The 15,034-nt window shown below is 58.3% G+C and carries 14 protein-coding genes; 8 read left to right on the forward strand and 6 right to left on the reverse strand.

The features are described 5' to 3' along the window. Nucleotides 1-168: 168 nt before the first annotated feature. Both tatC and glyA read right to left on the reverse strand, forming a co-directional pair. A complete protein-coding gene (gene tatC, locus J4E00_RS04430; RefSeq protein ID WP_317196591.1) occupies nucleotides 169-1,041 on the reverse strand; it encodes a twin-arginine translocase subunit TatC in 873 nt (290 codons plus the stop codon). A gap of 167 nt (nucleotides 1,042-1,208) precedes the next feature. Beyond that, entirely contained in the window at nucleotides 1,209-2,501 is a 1,293-nt protein-coding gene (gene glyA, locus J4E00_RS04435) for a serine hydroxymethyltransferase (protein ID WP_208173828.1), read from the reverse strand. Nucleotides 2,502-2,719: 218 nt separating this feature from the next. Here glyA and J4E00_RS04440 point away from each other — a divergent pair, with 218 nt between their 5' ends. After that, nucleotides 2,720-4,006 carry an RNA polymerase sigma factor gene (locus J4E00_RS04440; protein ID WP_208173829.1) on the forward strand — a complete coding sequence of 429 codons (1,287 nt, stop codon included), beginning with the start codon at nucleotides 2,720-2,722 and terminating at the stop codon, nucleotides 4,004-4,006. A gap of 350 nt (nucleotides 4,007-4,356) precedes the next feature. Here J4E00_RS04440 and J4E00_RS04445 read toward each other — a convergent pair whose 3' ends face one another. The 4 genes from J4E00_RS04445 to J4E00_RS04460 all read right to left on the reverse strand — a co-directional run bounded on the left by J4E00_RS04445 (nucleotide 4,357) and on the right by J4E00_RS04460 (nucleotide 9,145). Further along, complete coding sequence (locus tag J4E00_RS04445; RefSeq protein ID WP_208173830.1) at nucleotides 4,357-6,903, reverse strand: hypothetical protein; 2,547 nt, start codon at nucleotides 6,901-6,903, stop codon at nucleotides 4,357-4,359. Nucleotides 6,904-7,478: 575 nt separating this feature from the next. After that, nucleotides 7,479-8,177 carry a metallophosphoesterase family protein gene (locus tag J4E00_RS04450; protein WP_208173831.1) on the reverse strand — a complete coding sequence of 233 codons (699 nt, stop codon included), beginning with the start codon at nucleotides 8,175-8,177 and terminating at the stop codon, nucleotides 7,479-7,481. 165 nt (nucleotides 8,178-8,342) lie between these two features. After that, nucleotides 8,343-8,567: a hypothetical protein gene (locus J4E00_RS04455; protein ID WP_208173832.1), complete on the reverse strand. Its 225-nt coding sequence runs from the start codon at nucleotides 8,565-8,567 to the stop codon at nucleotides 8,343-8,345. Nucleotides 8,568-8,641: 74 nt separating this feature from the next. Beyond that, nucleotides 8,642-9,145, reverse strand: a complete 504-nt coding sequence (locus tag J4E00_RS04460) for a hypothetical protein (RefSeq protein ID WP_208173833.1) — start codon at nucleotides 9,143-9,145, stop codon at nucleotides 8,642-8,644. A 138-nt stretch (nucleotides 9,146-9,283) separates the two neighbouring features. On the opposite strand from J4E00_RS04460, the gene J4E00_RS04465 reads away from it, so the two are divergent. The 7 genes from J4E00_RS04465 to J4E00_RS29965 all read left to right on the forward strand — a co-directional run bounded on the left by J4E00_RS04465 (nucleotide 9,284) and on the right by J4E00_RS29965 (nucleotide 15,024). Next, nucleotides 9,284-9,541: a 4a-hydroxytetrahydrobiopterin dehydratase gene (locus J4E00_RS04465; protein ID WP_208173834.1), complete on the forward strand. Its 258-nt coding sequence runs from the start codon at nucleotides 9,284-9,286 to the stop codon at nucleotides 9,539-9,541. 29 nt (nucleotides 9,542-9,570) lie between these two features. Next, nucleotides 9,571-10,335, forward strand: a complete 765-nt coding sequence (gene rsmI, locus J4E00_RS04470; RefSeq protein WP_208173835.1) for a 16S rRNA (cytidine(1402)-2'-O)-methyltransferase — start codon at nucleotides 9,571-9,573, stop codon at nucleotides 10,333-10,335. Then, a complete protein-coding gene (lnt, locus tag J4E00_RS04475) occupies nucleotides 10,283-11,971 on the forward strand; it encodes an apolipoprotein N-acyltransferase (RefSeq protein WP_208173836.1) in 1,689 nt (562 codons plus the stop codon). Before rsmI ends, lnt begins: the two co-directional genes overlap by 53 nt. Before the next feature lie 71 nt (nucleotides 11,972-12,042). Continuing rightward, complete coding sequence (locus J4E00_RS04480; RefSeq protein WP_208173837.1) at nucleotides 12,043-12,840, forward strand: inositol monophosphatase family protein; 798 nt, start codon at nucleotides 12,043-12,045, stop codon at nucleotides 12,838-12,840. A gap of 40 nt (nucleotides 12,841-12,880) precedes the next feature. Beyond that, nucleotides 12,881-13,093 carry a hypothetical protein gene (locus J4E00_RS04485; RefSeq protein WP_208173838.1) on the forward strand — a complete coding sequence of 71 codons (213 nt, stop codon included), beginning with the start codon at nucleotides 12,881-12,883 and terminating at the stop codon, nucleotides 13,091-13,093. 147 nt (nucleotides 13,094-13,240) lie between these two features. Continuing rightward, nucleotides 13,241-13,582 (forward strand): hypothetical protein, encoded by a 342-nt coding sequence (locus tag J4E00_RS04490; RefSeq protein ID WP_208173839.1) that lies wholly within the window; start codon nucleotides 13,241-13,243, stop codon nucleotides 13,580-13,582. A 179-nt stretch (nucleotides 13,583-13,761) separates the two neighbouring features. Beyond that, a complete protein-coding gene (locus J4E00_RS29965) occupies nucleotides 13,762-15,024 on the forward strand; it encodes an O-antigen ligase family protein (protein WP_208173840.1) in 1,263 nt (420 codons plus the stop codon). The last annotated feature ends 10 nt before the right edge of the window (nucleotides 15,025-15,034 follow it).

Consider the following 15,034-nt stretch of genomic DNA (forward strand, 5'->3'; position numbering starts at 1 on the left):
CGTTATCAAAAACACACTTAATCAAATCGCAGCAATTGATTCTAACAATTCACATCTGAGAAAATCCATTTTAAAATCTCCTCCTCAGCAAAGTCAATCCAATTTTCTTTATCAGTATTCGTTTATGCCAGCTAGTGGGTTTCAACCTATCCGGCGTTAACAGACAGCCTATTGCGCGGCATTTTGCGCCTGCTCGCGGGCCAGCTTGGCGTTGAGGCGGGCGGCATCGCCACGCCGCACTACGCGGGCAATGTGAATGCTTAGTTCGTACAGCAGCAGGATAGGGATGGTGACGATAATCTGGGCCGAAATGTCGGGCGGGGTGATAACAGCTGCAATGATGAGGATGACCACAATGGCGTGCTTGCGGTAGGTCTGCATGATTTCGGGCGACACGATGCCGGCCTTGGCCAGGAAGAAGACTATCATGGGCAGCTCAAACACGAAGGCACACGACACGCTCATGGTGGTGAGCGTGCTCAGGTAGCTTTGCATGTCAATCTGGTTTTCGATGCTGGCATCGACCACGTAGCCGGCCAGGAAGTTGATACTGAGCGGCGCCGCGATGTAATAGCCGAACAGCAGGCCGAAAATGAACAGAATCGAAACGAAGAACACAGCGCCCTGCGAGTTGGCCCGCTCGTGCGGATACAGGCCCGGCTTCACGAAGCGCCAGATTTCCCAGAATAAATAAGGGAATGCCAGCAGGATGCCCACAATAAACGAGGTGCTGATGTGCATGGTGAGCTGCCCGCTCATCTCGCGGTTCTGAATCACAAACCCAACGTCGTTGATGCACAAATCGGGCGCATGCACCCACTGCCCAAACTTGCAGAACATGCGGTAGGTCCAAAAATCGGGGCGTGAGGGGCCAAGAATGATGTCATGAAACAGCAGGTCTTTCGCGAAAAACGCACCGGTGGCAAACACCACCACCGAAATAGCCGCCCGGATGATGTGCCAGCGCAGGGCCTCCAGGTGGTCGATGAAGGACATTTCGTGCTGTTCGCCCAGCTGTCGGTTTGGTTGTTGAGGTTGCACGGAGGGGAATCAGGAGAATAAGGCCAGGGGTAAAACCGGCTGTCATCCTGAGCGCAGCGAAGGACCTTATCACGTTCGCAGCAGCTAGAACTTTCTGCTAACTATGCTGGCGTGATAAGGTCCTTCGCTGCGCTCAGGATGACAACTGGTTCTCCTTACGTAAAAAGCTACGCGAAGAGCGGGTAGTCCTGCAGCCAAGCGTTCACGCGCTGGCGGACTTGCCCGATGCGGGTGTCGTTGTCGTGGTTAGTCAGGGTTTCATCAATCAGCTCCACAATGCGATGCATGTCGGTTTCGCCCAGGCCACGGGTAGTTACGGCGGCCGAGCCAATGCGGATGCCGCTGGTGACGAAGGGCGACTTGTCGTCGAAGGGCACCATGTTCTTGTTGATGGTGATGTCGGCCTTCACCAACGTGTTTTCAGCCAGCTTGCCGCTGATGCCTTTCGAACGCAGGTCAATCAGCATGAGGTGGTTGTCGGTACCGCCCGAAATGATGTCGTAGCCCAGGCTTACGAAGCCTTTGGCGAGTGCCTGCGCGTTGCGGGCTACTTGCTGGGTATAGGTTTTGAAATCGTCGCTCAGCGCTTCGCCAAAGGCCACGGCCTTAGCGGCAATGACGTGCTCCAGGGGCCCACCCTGAGTGCCGGGGAATACGGCGCCGTCGAGCACCGCCGACATGGGACGGATTTCGCCTTTCGGGGTTTTCAGGCCGAAGGGGTTGTCGAAGTCTTTGCCCAACATGATGAGGCCGCCGCGGGGGCCGCGCAGGGTTTTGTGGGTCGTCGTGGTCACGATGTGGCAGTGCTCAAACGGCGAGTTCAGCAGGCCCGTGGCGATGAGGGCGGAGGGGTGCGAGATATCAGCCAGTAGCAGAGCGCCTACTTCGTCGGCAGCTTCACGCAGGGCGGCGTAGTCCCAGTCGCGGGAATAGGCCGAGGCGCCGCAGATAATCATTTTGGGGCGCTCACGGCGGGCAATGTCTTTGATTTTAGACCAGTCGATGAGGCCGGTTTCGCGCTCCACGCCGTAGAAGCTGGGCTGGTAGAGCTTGCCCGAAAAGTTGACGGGCGAGCCGTGGGTGAGGTGGCCGCCGTGGCTGAGGTCGAAACCGAGGATTTTGTCGCCGGGTTGCAGGCAGGCTAGCATCACGGCGGCGTTGGCCTGGGCACCGGAGTGGGGCTGCACGTTGGCCCACTGGATGCCAAACAGCTCCTTCACGCGGTCGATGGCCAGCTGCTCAATCTGGTCCACGATTTCGCAGCCGCCGTAGTAGCGCTTGCCGGGCAGGCCCTCGGCGTACTTATTGGTGAGCACGGAGCCCTGGGCGGCCATCACCTGCTCCGAAACGTAGTTTTCGGAGGCGATGAGCTCAATTCCGTGGGTTTGGCGGGTTTTCTCCTGCGCAATGAGGTCGAAAATGGCGGTGTCGGCGAGACGGGCGGGGGCGGCTGTTTGCATGGGCGTAAAGGTAATAGGGGATGCGGGGATAGAGAAGTGGGGAGTAGGGGGCTCTCATCCTGAGCGCAAAGGAGGACCTTCTCACCAAATAACGGTTGGCAGTAATCCAAACAGCTTATAACGGGGTAAGGTCCTTCGCTATGCCCAGGATAACAGACGCTCCCACTTCTTCAATTCCCCGTTTCCGTTGTTACTTGCTAGTGCCTTTGCCCCCTGCCATGCCCACGCCCCTTGCCGAATCCCTTGCCCAGTTGCGCGTCGGCAACCAAAAGTCGCTGATTGACTTTTACCAGCGCAGCCGGCACCTGTTTGCCCGCTGGGCCCAGCGCCAGCACCGGCTGCCGCCGGAGCAGGCGCACGGGCTGCTGCAAGACACTCTACTCGACTTCTACGACCAAGTGGCCGATGGTCGCGTTACCAAGATGCCTGATGATGTGCGGGCCTACATATACGGCATGGCCCAGCAGCGACTGGCCGCCGCTGTGCCCGCCCACGTGCCCTTGCCCGCCGCCGAAGCCAGCCGCCGCCAACAGCTCCTGACTCATTTTAACCAGCTGGGCCCCGACTGCCAGCAGGTATTCACTTACTTCTACTTCAACGGCTACAACCTGGCCAAGCTAGGCGGTAAAATGGGCTACCCTAACCCCACCGTGGCCCGCCTTCAGAAAAATAGTTGCTTACGCAAGCTCGTGGAGCTTGCCCGCCCCCCGGCCGTGCTGCGCCAGCACCTCGATGCCCTCGAAAGCTTCGCTGACGGCCACTTGCTCGCAGCCGAGCAGGAAGCCTTTGAGCTGCGCCTTGAGCAGGATGAAACCCTGGCCGACGCCCACGCCGCCTACGAGCAGCTGACCGCCGACCTGCGCTGGGCGGCTGGCCACGACGCCCTGCGCCTGCGCCTGCAAGCCCTCGACGCCCGTATGAACGAGCGCGGCACCGCCTTGGCCCGCGCCGAAACCCTGGGCCAGCAGCGCCAGCGGCGCGGCTTGGTGTGGGGCACAGTCGGCGTGCTGCTACTAGTGGTAGCTGGCTGGGCCGCCTGGTACTTCAGTCGCCCCAGCCCCGCTCGACCCGCCCGTAGCTGGGACGCCTACTACCAGCCCGACCCCGGCCCGGTTGTGACCACTGGCTTGCTGCACAGCCGCCCCTTGCTAGCCGAAGCCCTCGACCAGTACCAGTCGGGCCACTACCCAGCCGCGCTGCATTCGTTGGGCCGCGTTAGTCCCGCCAGCGTGGGCGCCGACACCCTGCTCTACCTACGCGGCCTCATCCTGCTGCGCGAGGGCCAGGGTGAGGCCGCCCAGCTCTATTTCCGCCGCGTGGGCACCGAAGACAGCACCGGCGAGCTGGCCCGCCGCGCCCGCTATCACCTCGGCATGGCCTACTGGCAGGCCCAGAAAACTGCCCCTGCCCTCACCGCCCTCCGCGCCGTCGCCGCCGATTCGCTGAACCCCTACCGTGCCTCGGCGCGACGGGCCGTAGTGGCTGGCGTACTGGATGGGCAGTAGCGGTTTCGGTTCTGGTTGGGTGCTGGCACAAGCTTAGCGCAACGCAACTCTTGTCTGACGACGATGGAGAGGCTGAGCCTCCTCTACCGAAGGTATCAACAAATCGGCACCATACTTCTGTGCAAACGTGGACGTTCTATGCGAGGCCCAAGCCTCGCTCAATAAGTAGCCATGGGTTACGCTAAGCTCACGCTAGTTGGGAGGTATCACGGTGACACCATTGCCCCGTACCTGACACACAAAAAACCCCAGCCAGATACGTGGCCGGGGTTTTATAGTAATACTAACTATAGCTTAAAATCAAATCAGCACTTTCTCAATAGGATAACGACTCAGATATTAGACACTCACTATTGCCGCACCACGCGCTGGCGTAATACTTGCCCGCCCACCGTAGCGGTGAGGGTGTAGTTACCAGCGGCACAGGTTGGCTGCACGTGCAGGGGAGCACCAGATGTGAGGGACTGCTCCTGCTGCCACACTTGGCGGCCCATACCATCAAGCAGGCGCAGGGTAGCAGTGGTGGCGGTGGGGTGGTTGAGGGCCACGGTCAGGTCCTGGGCAAACTGCGTGGGGTAGGCAGCCAGGCTGGCCTGGGCACCGTCAAAACGCAGCTGCTGGGGAGCGAAGTATTGGCTGGCGCCGTCGCGGTCGTCCTGACGGAGGCGGTAGTAGCGGGCGCCGGCTTTACCCTCAGTGGCGTCCACGAAGCGGTAATCGCGGGAGGTGCTGCTGGTGCCGCTGCCTTCAACGGCCACGAAGCCGATTTGGCGGTAGACCTTGCCATCGAGCGATACTTCGATGCCGAAGCCCCGGTTGTTCAACTCCGAAGCAGTGTTCCAGGTGAGGAGGGCGTTTAGGCCCTGGCGCTCGGCCTGGAAGGCGGTGAGGCCTACGGGCAGCGGGTTGGTGATGTCGCCCAGCGTCCAGCGCGAGAAGCCGGTTACGTTGGCCAGGAAGGCCGTATTGGTACCGGACGTCGTGATGCCTTTGTTCTGCCAGGTGCCACCGTTGTTGGTCGACTTATAGAAGCGCATGTTGGTAGGCGAGATGCCGTTCAGTTCATGGGCAAAGTAGTCGATGGTCAGGCCAACGTTTAGGCTGTTGTTGTTAGTGGTCGGCGTGATGTCAAAGTAGCGCAGAATGCTCTGGTGCGAACCTGCCCCAGTAGCAGCCGTCCCCGTGTAGCGGCTCACCGAAGTTGCGCCGGGCATGGCAGAGCCGGATACCGGCTGCATGCTCAGGCCCACGCCACCAAATGTCTCGGTAACGCCTACTGTTGGAGTACGGCGTACATCAACGCGGCCCAATACGTAGCTGGTTTCAGTCTCAACCAGGTTGGCTAGGTTGTCAAGCTTGAGGCGGAACGGGCCGGTAGCCAAGATACCGTTCAGCATCTGCACGCCATTGTATACCACAGCGTCATCGGTGAAGGTTTTGGTACCGCCGCCATTCACTTCAAGGTTGAAATAGAGGCCGCCGCTCACGGTTTGGTCACTAGCGCCGGTAAGCTTCACCTTGCCCGTAGAGCAGGTAAACTGGCCGCTGTTCAGCATGTCGCCCTTCACTTCAGTATCGCCCAGCGTTTGGGCAAAGGTTCCCGTGTTGACGAAGTCGCCATTGATGAGAATGTCGCCGCCCGTGTGGTTGAGAATGCCCGCGTTGGTAAGGTTGCCCAGCACCACAGTCAGGCCTTTTTCCACTACCATTAGCTGGCCGCTACTCACCGAGAAGGTATTCAGGATAGTTGTGGCCTGGCTTACGAGGCTATTCACGCCACTGGTGCCGGTGCTGCTTACGTTCGTTACGGCGTTGGCAGTCAGTTCGGCACGGCCGGTAGCCACGCCAAGGGCCGTAAGGGCAGCATTGCTGCCTACCCCAGTCAGGCTCACCTGGCTCACGGTGTTGCCCACCACTTCGTTGGTCATGACGGTGCTGCTGCCGCAGCTCATCACAATACCGCGGAAGTTCTGGATGCCCACGTTCTCCCAGATACCACCCGTCGCCCCGGCCGCCCGGCCGCCAATAGCGTTGTAGCTAACAGTGGCATCGTTGGCAGTACTGCCTGGCTTGAAGTCGATGGCTGTCTGGGCCGTAGTAGGCACCGCCGCCACGTTGTAGTAGAAGCTGTTATTGCTGATATCCCAAAGGTCGCCGTTGCCAGCATCTACCAGTACTCCGGTGTAGTTGAAGTTAAACAACTGGCTATTGGTCAGCGAGAAGCTGTCATTAGCTCCGCTTCCAGCCGTAGGTGTGGCAGCATACAGCAGGTTGGAAGGCAGTTGAGCCGGGTCGGCATTGCCTACAAAGCTCTGGGTAATGCTGTTGCGGTCGTTGCCAGTGGTGAGGCCACTACCTACCACCACCACACCGCTGGTCAGCAACGTGTTTGAACCCAGCACGACAGCTTCGCGCACCTGGTTGTCCGAAGCGTCGCCGCTGAACACCAGTGTAGGAACCGAAGTGCTGAGCTGCCGCAAGGTGAGGGCCCGCGAGAGCGAGCCGTTATTACCGTTGAGGATGGTATGAGCGCTGCCCGTGCCAAAGGTGAGAGTACCGGTGATGACCGGGCTTACTCCCGCCGCAGGCTTGATGGTGAGGGTGTTTGTAGCCGTACCTGTCTTGGTCAGCAACACGTTCTCCGCATAGTTGGCGTCGAGAAGGCGTAGCTCGTAGGGCTGCGTGAGCGGTGATGGTACGGCTGCTAGAGCCGCCGTGATGGTGGGGTAGGTAGCGCCACCCGTGGTACCCACCGTCAGGATTACAGCGGCTTCAGCTTGGCTGCCCAGCAGCATCAGGCCGACTGCCAGACCCATTAGTTGCTTACGCCGCACCCGCCACGTTTGGACGGGCACTGCACCAAAGCCGTCAGGTTTTACAGAGGATAAGTGTTTCATATATAGCGTAGGGAAAAGGTGAGTGAGAGTGATACCGAAGGATTCTGCCGGCTCCTGCTGGGAACCGGCAGAAAGTCATCCTGATAAGCAGGACCTCGTTTAGTCAGGCACCGATATGAGTCGACACCAGGATAATTATATTGCCCGCAATAGCTTTGGGGATAGTAGCGTATTATTCGATAGATATGGGAACAGGATTTAATAATGTTAACCAAATTTATAGCTCCATGCTGTCGCCCGCAATAGACCAATCAATTCATCACAGACATAGTCCTATTTATGTCACATTTTCCACTCACGTTTATACACCTGTCAGGCAATTGTCCCATAATATTTTCTATTTCTGAAAACACATCTTCGATTGTCAACAGTCCAATTAGTTTACCTGAACTGTACCATAAACACATAAATGCATCGGCAATATTTATAATTATTTCTATAATTTATCAATAACTTCCTGTATTAACTAACCATTCAATAACACGAGCCTCTCGCTGAGAACATACCCATAATGCAAAACCCCCATCTCTTATTAAAAGCGGTGGGGGTTCGTTTTGCTGGTAAGTAAGCGCTACTCAGCGCTTCCCTATTGTATAGGGCGGCTCACAATTAGGCACCAGTGTCATCTCCCAGGTATCAAGGTTCAGCGCAGTGAGATGAGCCATTTCGGCGTTGTGGCGGTAAACACAGCCGGTATCCAAGCCCATCGCACCAGGGTGCGTGGCAGCCTTGCTGCGCACCTGCGCCACGGGAGTGGGTACATGCCCGTGCAACAGGCGCCGCCCGCCTAACCGCGACGGGTCGTACACATACTTTTTGGTATTGAGCATGGTGGTGTAGTCCTGCCGCATCTCGGTGGGCGGCAGGGCAAAATCGTAGCCTGCATGCACGAGCATAAAATCCGGCAACTCAATCTCATAGGGCAGAGTGGCCAGCCACTCCAGGTATTGGCCTGGGATATCGGAGAGGCGCGACACGCCGAAGCTGCGCAGGGTAGGGAGTCGACCGCGAGGCCCCAGCCAGTCCCAGCGCCAGCGGTGACGAGCGGCATCAAGCAGTGCTTGGTCGTGATTACCACGCAGGCACTGCACTTGGTAGCCCGCAGCTTGCAAGTGCATAAGGTAGTCGAGTACGCCGCGGCTATCGGGGCCTTTGTTCACGTAGTCACCCAGCAAGTACAGCTCGTCCCGCTTTGTGAGGCGCAGTTTGTCTTCTACCAGACGGCGGAACGTGTGTAGGCAGCCGTGCAGGTCGGTGGTGGCGTAGCGGCTCACAGGGATTTATGCTATGATGGAATAGAGATAATACAGCAAAAAAATGTCATGCTGAGCACCGCTGAAGCAGCTGTACCGCAACAATAAATCAAGTTACTGTTACAGTACAGATGCTTCGGCGACGCTCAGCATGACTTTTTTTTTCAGCTCGGCAATATAGAGGAGCTAGTGCCCGCCGCCATACGATGGCTTGTCGAGTTCGGGCTTGTCGAGGTTGCGGTTGGGATGGCGCTGGCCCGCATCTAAAGCTTCCTGCTCCAGACGGGCTTGCGTGGCTTCATCCAGCTCGTTTACGGGCAGGTCGCCGGTCCCTTTGGGTAAGCCTTCACCGGCTGGAGCACCGTGGTTTTCACTGGACTGCTGGTTGGTGTTATTACTTTTGTACGGCATGATAAAGGAAGGTTAGAAGGTGGAAAATGTGGAAGGATTTTGCTTCTGAACTTACTCAGCTACCAAGCCGGGACCTACTGGTCGATGGCCGTGTCAGTGGCGTCGGGGTCGTTGAGTTCGGCGTTGGTATCGGTCCCGGTGATGGGCTGGATGGGCCGGGGCTCCATCTGGCCCATACCCACACGGGAGTTGGGGTTTAGCATCTCGTCGACACCCGGGCGCAAGTCGTGGGCGTCAAGTTCATCGACGGGACGGCCACTGGGCACAATGGTATCGGTGTACTCGTCGAGGGGCGGCAGGTCTTGGTTGGCCCGGTCGGGGCGGCCCTCGTCGTTGGAACGCATGTTGTCCTTCGGCGGGCTCATGTTGTCGGCGGTTTCGTTCACACCCACGGCAGTTTCGCCACCCGAGGTATCGGAGCCGAAGCCTTCCTTGCCATCCCGGTTGCCAAAGCCGCCGCGTGCGGCTTCATTTTTGGGTGGGTCAGCGTTGGGAATGTGGTGGCCGGCCTCCATCTCTTCGTTGGTGGTGTCGTCGTTGATGACGCGGATAGGGCGGTTGTTGGGGTCGATGGCCATTTTACTAAGAGTATGGGAATGTAAAAGGGTATGAGGGCAAGAGGTAGCCGGGAAAAGGTGTACTTTGGATTTCCCGTTTGGGTTTTATCAGCCGGCTCCCAACGCGTCCATCCAGCGCTGCTAAATATAGCAAAAACCATGTGGATTGAAACCGATAACAGCCTCCACCGCCGCTTCCGATTCGCCGATTTCAAAACGGCCTTCGCCTTCCTCACCGCAGTAGCGGACGAAGCCGAGCGCCTCGACCATCACCCATGGTTCAGCAATGAGTACAACGTGGTGGAATTTCGCCTGCGCACCCACGATGCCGGCAATACCGTGACCAAACGCGACCACCGGCTCGCCGAGGCCATTGACGCAGTAGCAACGCGGTATGCTGCGCTGGACAAGGAATAAAGAGTTAGGGAAGCGTCTACCTTTGTGCCATGCCTAATACGGTTCTGTACCTCGTGCCCACGCCCATCGGCAATCTGGAAGATATTACGCTGCGGGCCATCCGCGTACTGGGCGAAGTGGGTACTGTGCTCTGCGAAGACACGCGTACCAGTGGCCGCCTGATGCAGCACCTGGGCCTAAAAAAGCCCTTGCTCTCCTATCACCTGCACAATGAACACCAGCAGGTACCGCGCCTGCTCGACCGGCTGGAAAAGGGTGAAATCATGGCCCTTGTGTCGGATGCCGGCACGCCGGGAATCTCCGACCCCGGCTTTTTGTTGGTGCGCGAGTGCCTGGCGCGGGGCTTGGGCGTGGAGTGCCTGCCCGGGCCAACCGCCTTCGTTCCGGCGTTGCTAAAATCTGGTTTTGGGGCCGAGCGGTTCACATTCGAAGGATTTTTGCCAGTGAAGAAGGGCCGGCAAACGCGCTTGCAACAACTGGCCACAGAAACCCGGACCATGATTTTTTACGAGTCGCCGCACCGCATTGTGAAAACCCTGGGCCAGTTGGCCGAAGTGCTGGGTCCAACGCGGCCGGCCTCGGTCAGCCGCGAGCTTACCAAACTATTTGAAGAAACCGTGACCGGTACGCTGGCCAGCCTGGAGGCTGACTTCGCGGCCCGGCCCGCTATTAAAGGAGAAATTGTCGTTGTCGTCGAAGGAAACCTTGCCCCACCTGCCCGCGAGCCCCGTCCCGGCCGCGATGACCGATACCGCCGCGCTGCCGACGACGACGACCTCGACGGCGACGACTAGCTGGTACCAGCAACCGTTGATTTTAGCGGTGTTAGGCGCGTTGCTGCTTTCCGGTGGCTGGTCGCCGTGGCCCACCGTCTGGCTGGTGCCGCTGCTGTTTATCGGCTGGGTGCCCTACCTGCTCATGGAGCGGCAGCTTACGCTGGAAGGGGCCCGCAAGCGACGCGTATTTGTCAGCACCTACCTGATGCTCGTGCTCTGGAATGCCCTCACCACTTGGTGGGTAAGCTACGCGGAGCTAGCTGCAGGCATCGCCGCTGTGGTGCTCAATGCACTACTTATGTGCTTGCCGCTCATGGCCTTCCGCCAGACCAAAAAGCGACTGGGCAACCGCTGGGGCTACTTGTCGCTGCCCATTTACTGGCTTGCGTTTGAGCAACTGCACCTGCACTGGGACATCACCTGGCCCTGGCTCACGCTGGGCAACGGTTTCGCAGCCGCGCCGCAGTGGGTGCAGTGGTACGAGTACACCGGTTTTCTGGGTGGCTCGGGGTGGGTATGGGTTGTGAATCTGATGCTCTTCCGGTTAGCAGTGAATAATGAGCAGTTAACCATTCTGGGGAAATCGGTCAGACGGCCGTTGTTCACCGCGTATTGCGCACTGCTCATTGTGGTGCCCATTGGAATTTCCTACCTCATTGGGGCCCGATACCAGGAAAAGGGCCCGACGGCTGAAGTCATTGTGATTCAGCCCAACTTCGACCCCTACGTGGAGAAGTTTGAGGGCGGCCCCAAGTTCATCCCTTATGAAGAACAGCTGACCCGCATGCTCCAACTCTCGGAGCAGCACCTCACGCCCCAGACACGACTGGTGCTCTGGCCCGAGACGGCCCTAGAGGAAGCGGTGTGGGAAAACACCATCGAAACCAACCCCAAAATTCGCCGGGTGCGTGAGTGGTTGGCGCGGCATCCGGGCGTGGCGCTGCTCACAGGCATCACCACCATCAACTCGTATCCGAGCAAGGAGGCGGCCAGCGAAACGGCCCGCCACCGCGACGACCTGGGCTACTACGACATCTTCAACGCAGGGGCTTATTTTGCCTCGGCCACCGCGCCTATTGCCTTCTATCACAAGTCGCGGCTGGTGCCCGGTGTAGAGAAGATTCCGCCGGTGCTGGCCTCCCTCATCTCGCACATCGACCTGGGTGGCACCGTGGGCAGCGTGGGCAGCCAAACCGAACGCACGGTGTATCTGGCCCCGGCCAATGCGCCGGCCCTGCGCGTGGCCCCGGTCATTTGCTACGAGTCCATTTATGGCGACTTCATTGCCGAATACGCCCATAACGGCGCCACGTTACTGGGCCTCGTTACCAATGATGCCTGGTGGCACGACTCGCCCGGCTACCGGCAACTGCTGAGCTACGGCCAGCTGCGCTGCATCGAGACCCGCCGCGACCTCGCCCGCTCGGCCAATACCGGCTTTACCGGCTTCATCAATCAGAAGGGCGAAATCATCCAGCGCGAAACCGCCTGGATTCCGACTGCCAGCCGCGCCACCGTGCACTTGAATGACGAGACAACATTTTACGTGCGCTTCGGTGAGTTGATTGGGCGCGGCGCGCAGCTGCTGGCGGTGCTGTTGCTGGTGGCAGCCGTTGTGTTGGGCTTCGTGCGCAAGGATTCTAAGGCTCGCTAGACTCACGGAAATGGGAAAACGGACATTTTTAACTTTGCGAAACCTCTTCTAACCTTGCGAAGCCGCGCAATATGGATTTCACCCAACTCTCCCTCGACCTTGCTGCCCTCTGCCGCAGCACCGCGCAGTTCATCCGCCAGGAGGCCGCTGTTTTCGACCGCGCCAAAGTGGAGCATAAAGGCCTGCATGACCTCGTAAGCTATGTGGACCAGGAAACCGAGCGCCGCCTTGTGACCGGTCTGCGCCAGCTGCTCCCCGAAGCCGGCTTCATTACCGAGGAAGGCACTGCTGGACCCGATACCCATACCGAGGAATTTGTCTGGATAATTGACCCGCTCGATGGCACCACCAACTTCGTGCACGGCCTGCCGGTGTACGCTATCAGCGTGGCGCTGCTGCACCACAACGAACTAGTAGTGGGCGTGGTACACGAGGTGAACCGCGACGAAAGCTTTCGGGCTGTGCGCGGTGGCGGCGCCTTTTGCAACGACCAGCCCATCCACGTCACCGATGTGGCGGAGCTGAACAGCTCGCTCATTGCCACCGGCTTTCCCTATAAGGACTTTGGCAAGATGGAGCGTTACCTGCAACTCCTCGGCGCGTTTATGAGTCGCAGCCACGGCGTACGCCGGCTGGGCTCGGCTGCTGTCGACTTGGCTTATGTGGCTGCAGGGCGGTTTGAGGCTTTTTTTGAGTTTAATCTGAATTCGTACGACGTGGCAGCAGGCATTCTGTTGGTGCGTGAGGCGGGCGGGCAGGTTACGCAATTTTTGCAGGACGGCGACCCACTGTTTGGCCGCGAAGTAGTGGCCAGCAACCGCCTTATCCACGCCGAAGTGCAGCAGACCATCGGCGAATTCTGGCAGTAGCGACACCAAACTTTTCCCTTCTTTTCGCAGTTTATCCGGTATGCTGCTGCTCGCTATTACTTCCGTCGAAATCCAATACCTCCTTATCGGAGCGCTGTTTGTGGCAGCGGCCTTTTACGTGGGCCGGATTTTCTACCGGGCATTTTTCAGCAAGACGGCGGCGGGCTGTGCCAAGGGCTGCGGCGGGGCCTGCGGCCAACTCGATGTGGACCAGCTGCAACGAACCATTGAGGCACGGGCAGCCGCCAAATAGCCCGCTGGGCTGAGGTATAGCACCTCTGCGTTTTTTATATGAATTTGATATAACCCGCCCCCGCCCCGGCTCCGTATAGCCGATGCGGGGGCGGCCGGTATTAGCCCCACCCGCTCCGCTTCACATTATTCCAAACACCCCACCGCTATGCAGGACAAAGAAGAAGAACGTTCGCTTGTCAACGTTGAGAACAAACTGAACAAGGACGGCTTCACCCAGGATTTCAACGTCGTGGACGGCCGCCTGCAAACCATTGGCAACGACTCGAACAAAAGCTACGCACCCGACGAGGTAACCATTGTAGACTTCTACCGCTTCGAGGGCGAGAGCGACCCGGACGACATGTCCATCCTCTACGCCATTGAAGCCAACGATGGCGTAAAAGGCACCATCTCCTCGGCCTATGGCGTGTATGCAGATTCCGATACGCTGGAGTTTCTGACCAAGGTAGAAGACCTAGGTAAGAACCTGACCAAGGACCACAAGTAGCAGGCTTAGGATTGCGCTGCAAAGGTCATGTTCCAAAGCGGGTGTTTGGTGGAATTAAATCGTTCAATTCCACTAAACACCCGCTTTGGAACATGACCGTTTGCTTTTAGAGGGTTACTTTGTGGGATGCCTGCAAGGCATGCTGCTTGCTTCTGGTTCGTCCTTTTCGCTTTCTTTTCGTGCACTATTATTTTTCCGGTCGGCTCTCGCAGTATCTGTTGTGGCTGGCCGCGCTGGCGGGTGTGGCGGGACTGCTGGCGGCCCGGTCCTTAGTGGCCATAGCACCCATCGTTGGCATATTAGCAGTGCTGACGAACCCCGATTTGCGGCGCGACCTGCCACTTTATTACCGCAATGGAGCGGCCATGCGGGCAGTGGCTATCGTCTTTTTTCTACTCATCAGTAGCCTATATACCAGTGAGTGGGGCGTGTGGCGCCATGAGCTATACCGCAGCCTGACGTGGCTGGGCGTGCCATTGGCCTTCACGCTGGCGGTGCCGCTGGCACGTTGGCAGCGGCTCGTGGTGGGCAGCTTCTTTGTATTGGGTACCGCAGCCGTGGGCCTAGCCACTATGGGCCAGTACCTGCTGGACCCTGCCAGTGCCAACGAAGCCATCCGAATTGGCCAGAACATGCAGGCCATCACCCGTATTTTTCATATTCCATTTGGGATAATGTTGGCCCATGCCTTTTTCTGGGCACTTCTGCTACGGCGCGATGCCTTAGCGGGCCCCATACTGCGCGCGGGGCTGCTCGGTGCAGCCATTGCCACGGCGCTCACGCTGCATATCCTGGCTTATCGCACGGGGCTCTTGGTGTTCTATACTGGCTTGCTGGCTTATGCTGCGTGGCTATTGGCACGGCGACATCGGGCGATTGGGCTTGGGCTACTACTGTTGATTGCGGTGGCTCCATGGTTGGCTTATCAGTCGCTCGAATCGGTGCGGCAGCGGTGGAACACTACGGTATGGGATGTAGAACAATACACACATGGCCAGGACATCAACAACTATTCGCTGGCTCGCCGGCTCGCGGCCATGGAAACCGCTGGTAGTGTTATCCAAGAACACTGGCTGGTGGGCGTAGGCCCAGCCGATACCCATGCCGCACTTATGCGCCAATACGAGTGGCATGACTTTGGCCTGAAAATGGCCAACCGCATTGAGGTGCACAACCAATACTTGGAGGCGTTGCTAGGTGGCGGGCTAATTGGCCTAGGGTTGCTGCTAATACTTCTCTTCTGGCCTCTCACCCACCCCAACCTCCGACGCGACCCAGCCGTCTGCTTTTTCATCATCGTACAGGCCACTGCCATGCTGGTCGTCGACTCGTTCAGTCTGCAAATCGGTCTTAACTTATTCGTATTTGGCTACGGCTTCCTAGTAGTAGCACGTGAGCGGAGAGAAGGGTTGAGAGTTGAGGGTTTAATGGAAAAGCATTAACTCAACCCTC

Origin of the sequence: Hymenobacter negativus (assembly GCF_017571495.1) — a bacterium.
GTDB classification, from domain to species: domain Bacteria; phylum Bacteroidota; class Bacteroidia; order Cytophagales; family Hymenobacteraceae; genus Hymenobacter; species Hymenobacter negativus.

Bases quoted from the DNA above. Each gene is read 5' to 3' on its own strand.
- lnt (WP_208173836.1), top strand. From the start codon at position 10,283: ATGACCGATACCGCCGCGCTGCCGACGACGACGACCTCGACGGCGACG.
- glyA (WP_208173828.1), bottom strand. From the start codon at position 2,501: ATGCAAACAGCCGCCCCCGCCCGTCTCGCCGACACCGCCATTTTCGAC.
- J4E00_RS04485 (WP_208173838.1), top strand. From the start codon at position 12,881: ATGCTGCTGCTCGCTATTACTTCCGTCGAAATCCAATACCTCCTTATC.
- J4E00_RS04440 (WP_208173829.1), top strand. From the start codon at position 2,720: ATGCCCACGCCCCTTGCCGAATCCCTTGCCCAGTTGCGCGTCGGCAAC.
- J4E00_RS04460 (WP_208173833.1), bottom strand. From the start codon at position 9,145: ATGGCCATCGACCCCAACAACCGCCCTATCCGCGTCATCAACGACGAC.
- J4E00_RS04490 (WP_208173839.1), top strand. From the start codon at position 13,241: ATGCAGGACAAAGAAGAAGAACGTTCGCTTGTCAACGTTGAGAACAAA.
- J4E00_RS04480 (WP_208173837.1), top strand. From the start codon at position 12,043: ATGGATTTCACCCAACTCTCCCTCGACCTTGCTGCCCTCTGCCGCAGC.
- J4E00_RS04445 (WP_208173830.1), bottom strand. From the start codon at position 6,903: ATGAAACACTTATCCTCTGTAAAACCTGACGGCTTTGGTGCAGTGCCC.
- J4E00_RS04465 (WP_208173834.1), top strand. From the start codon at position 9,284: ATGTGGATTGAAACCGATAACAGCCTCCACCGCCGCTTCCGATTCGCC.
- rsmI (WP_208173835.1), top strand. From the start codon at position 9,571: ATGCCTAATACGGTTCTGTACCTCGTGCCCACGCCCATCGGCAATCTG.
- J4E00_RS04455 (WP_208173832.1), bottom strand. From the start codon at position 8,567: ATGCCGTACAAAAGTAATAACACCAACCAGCAGTCCAGTGAAAACCAC.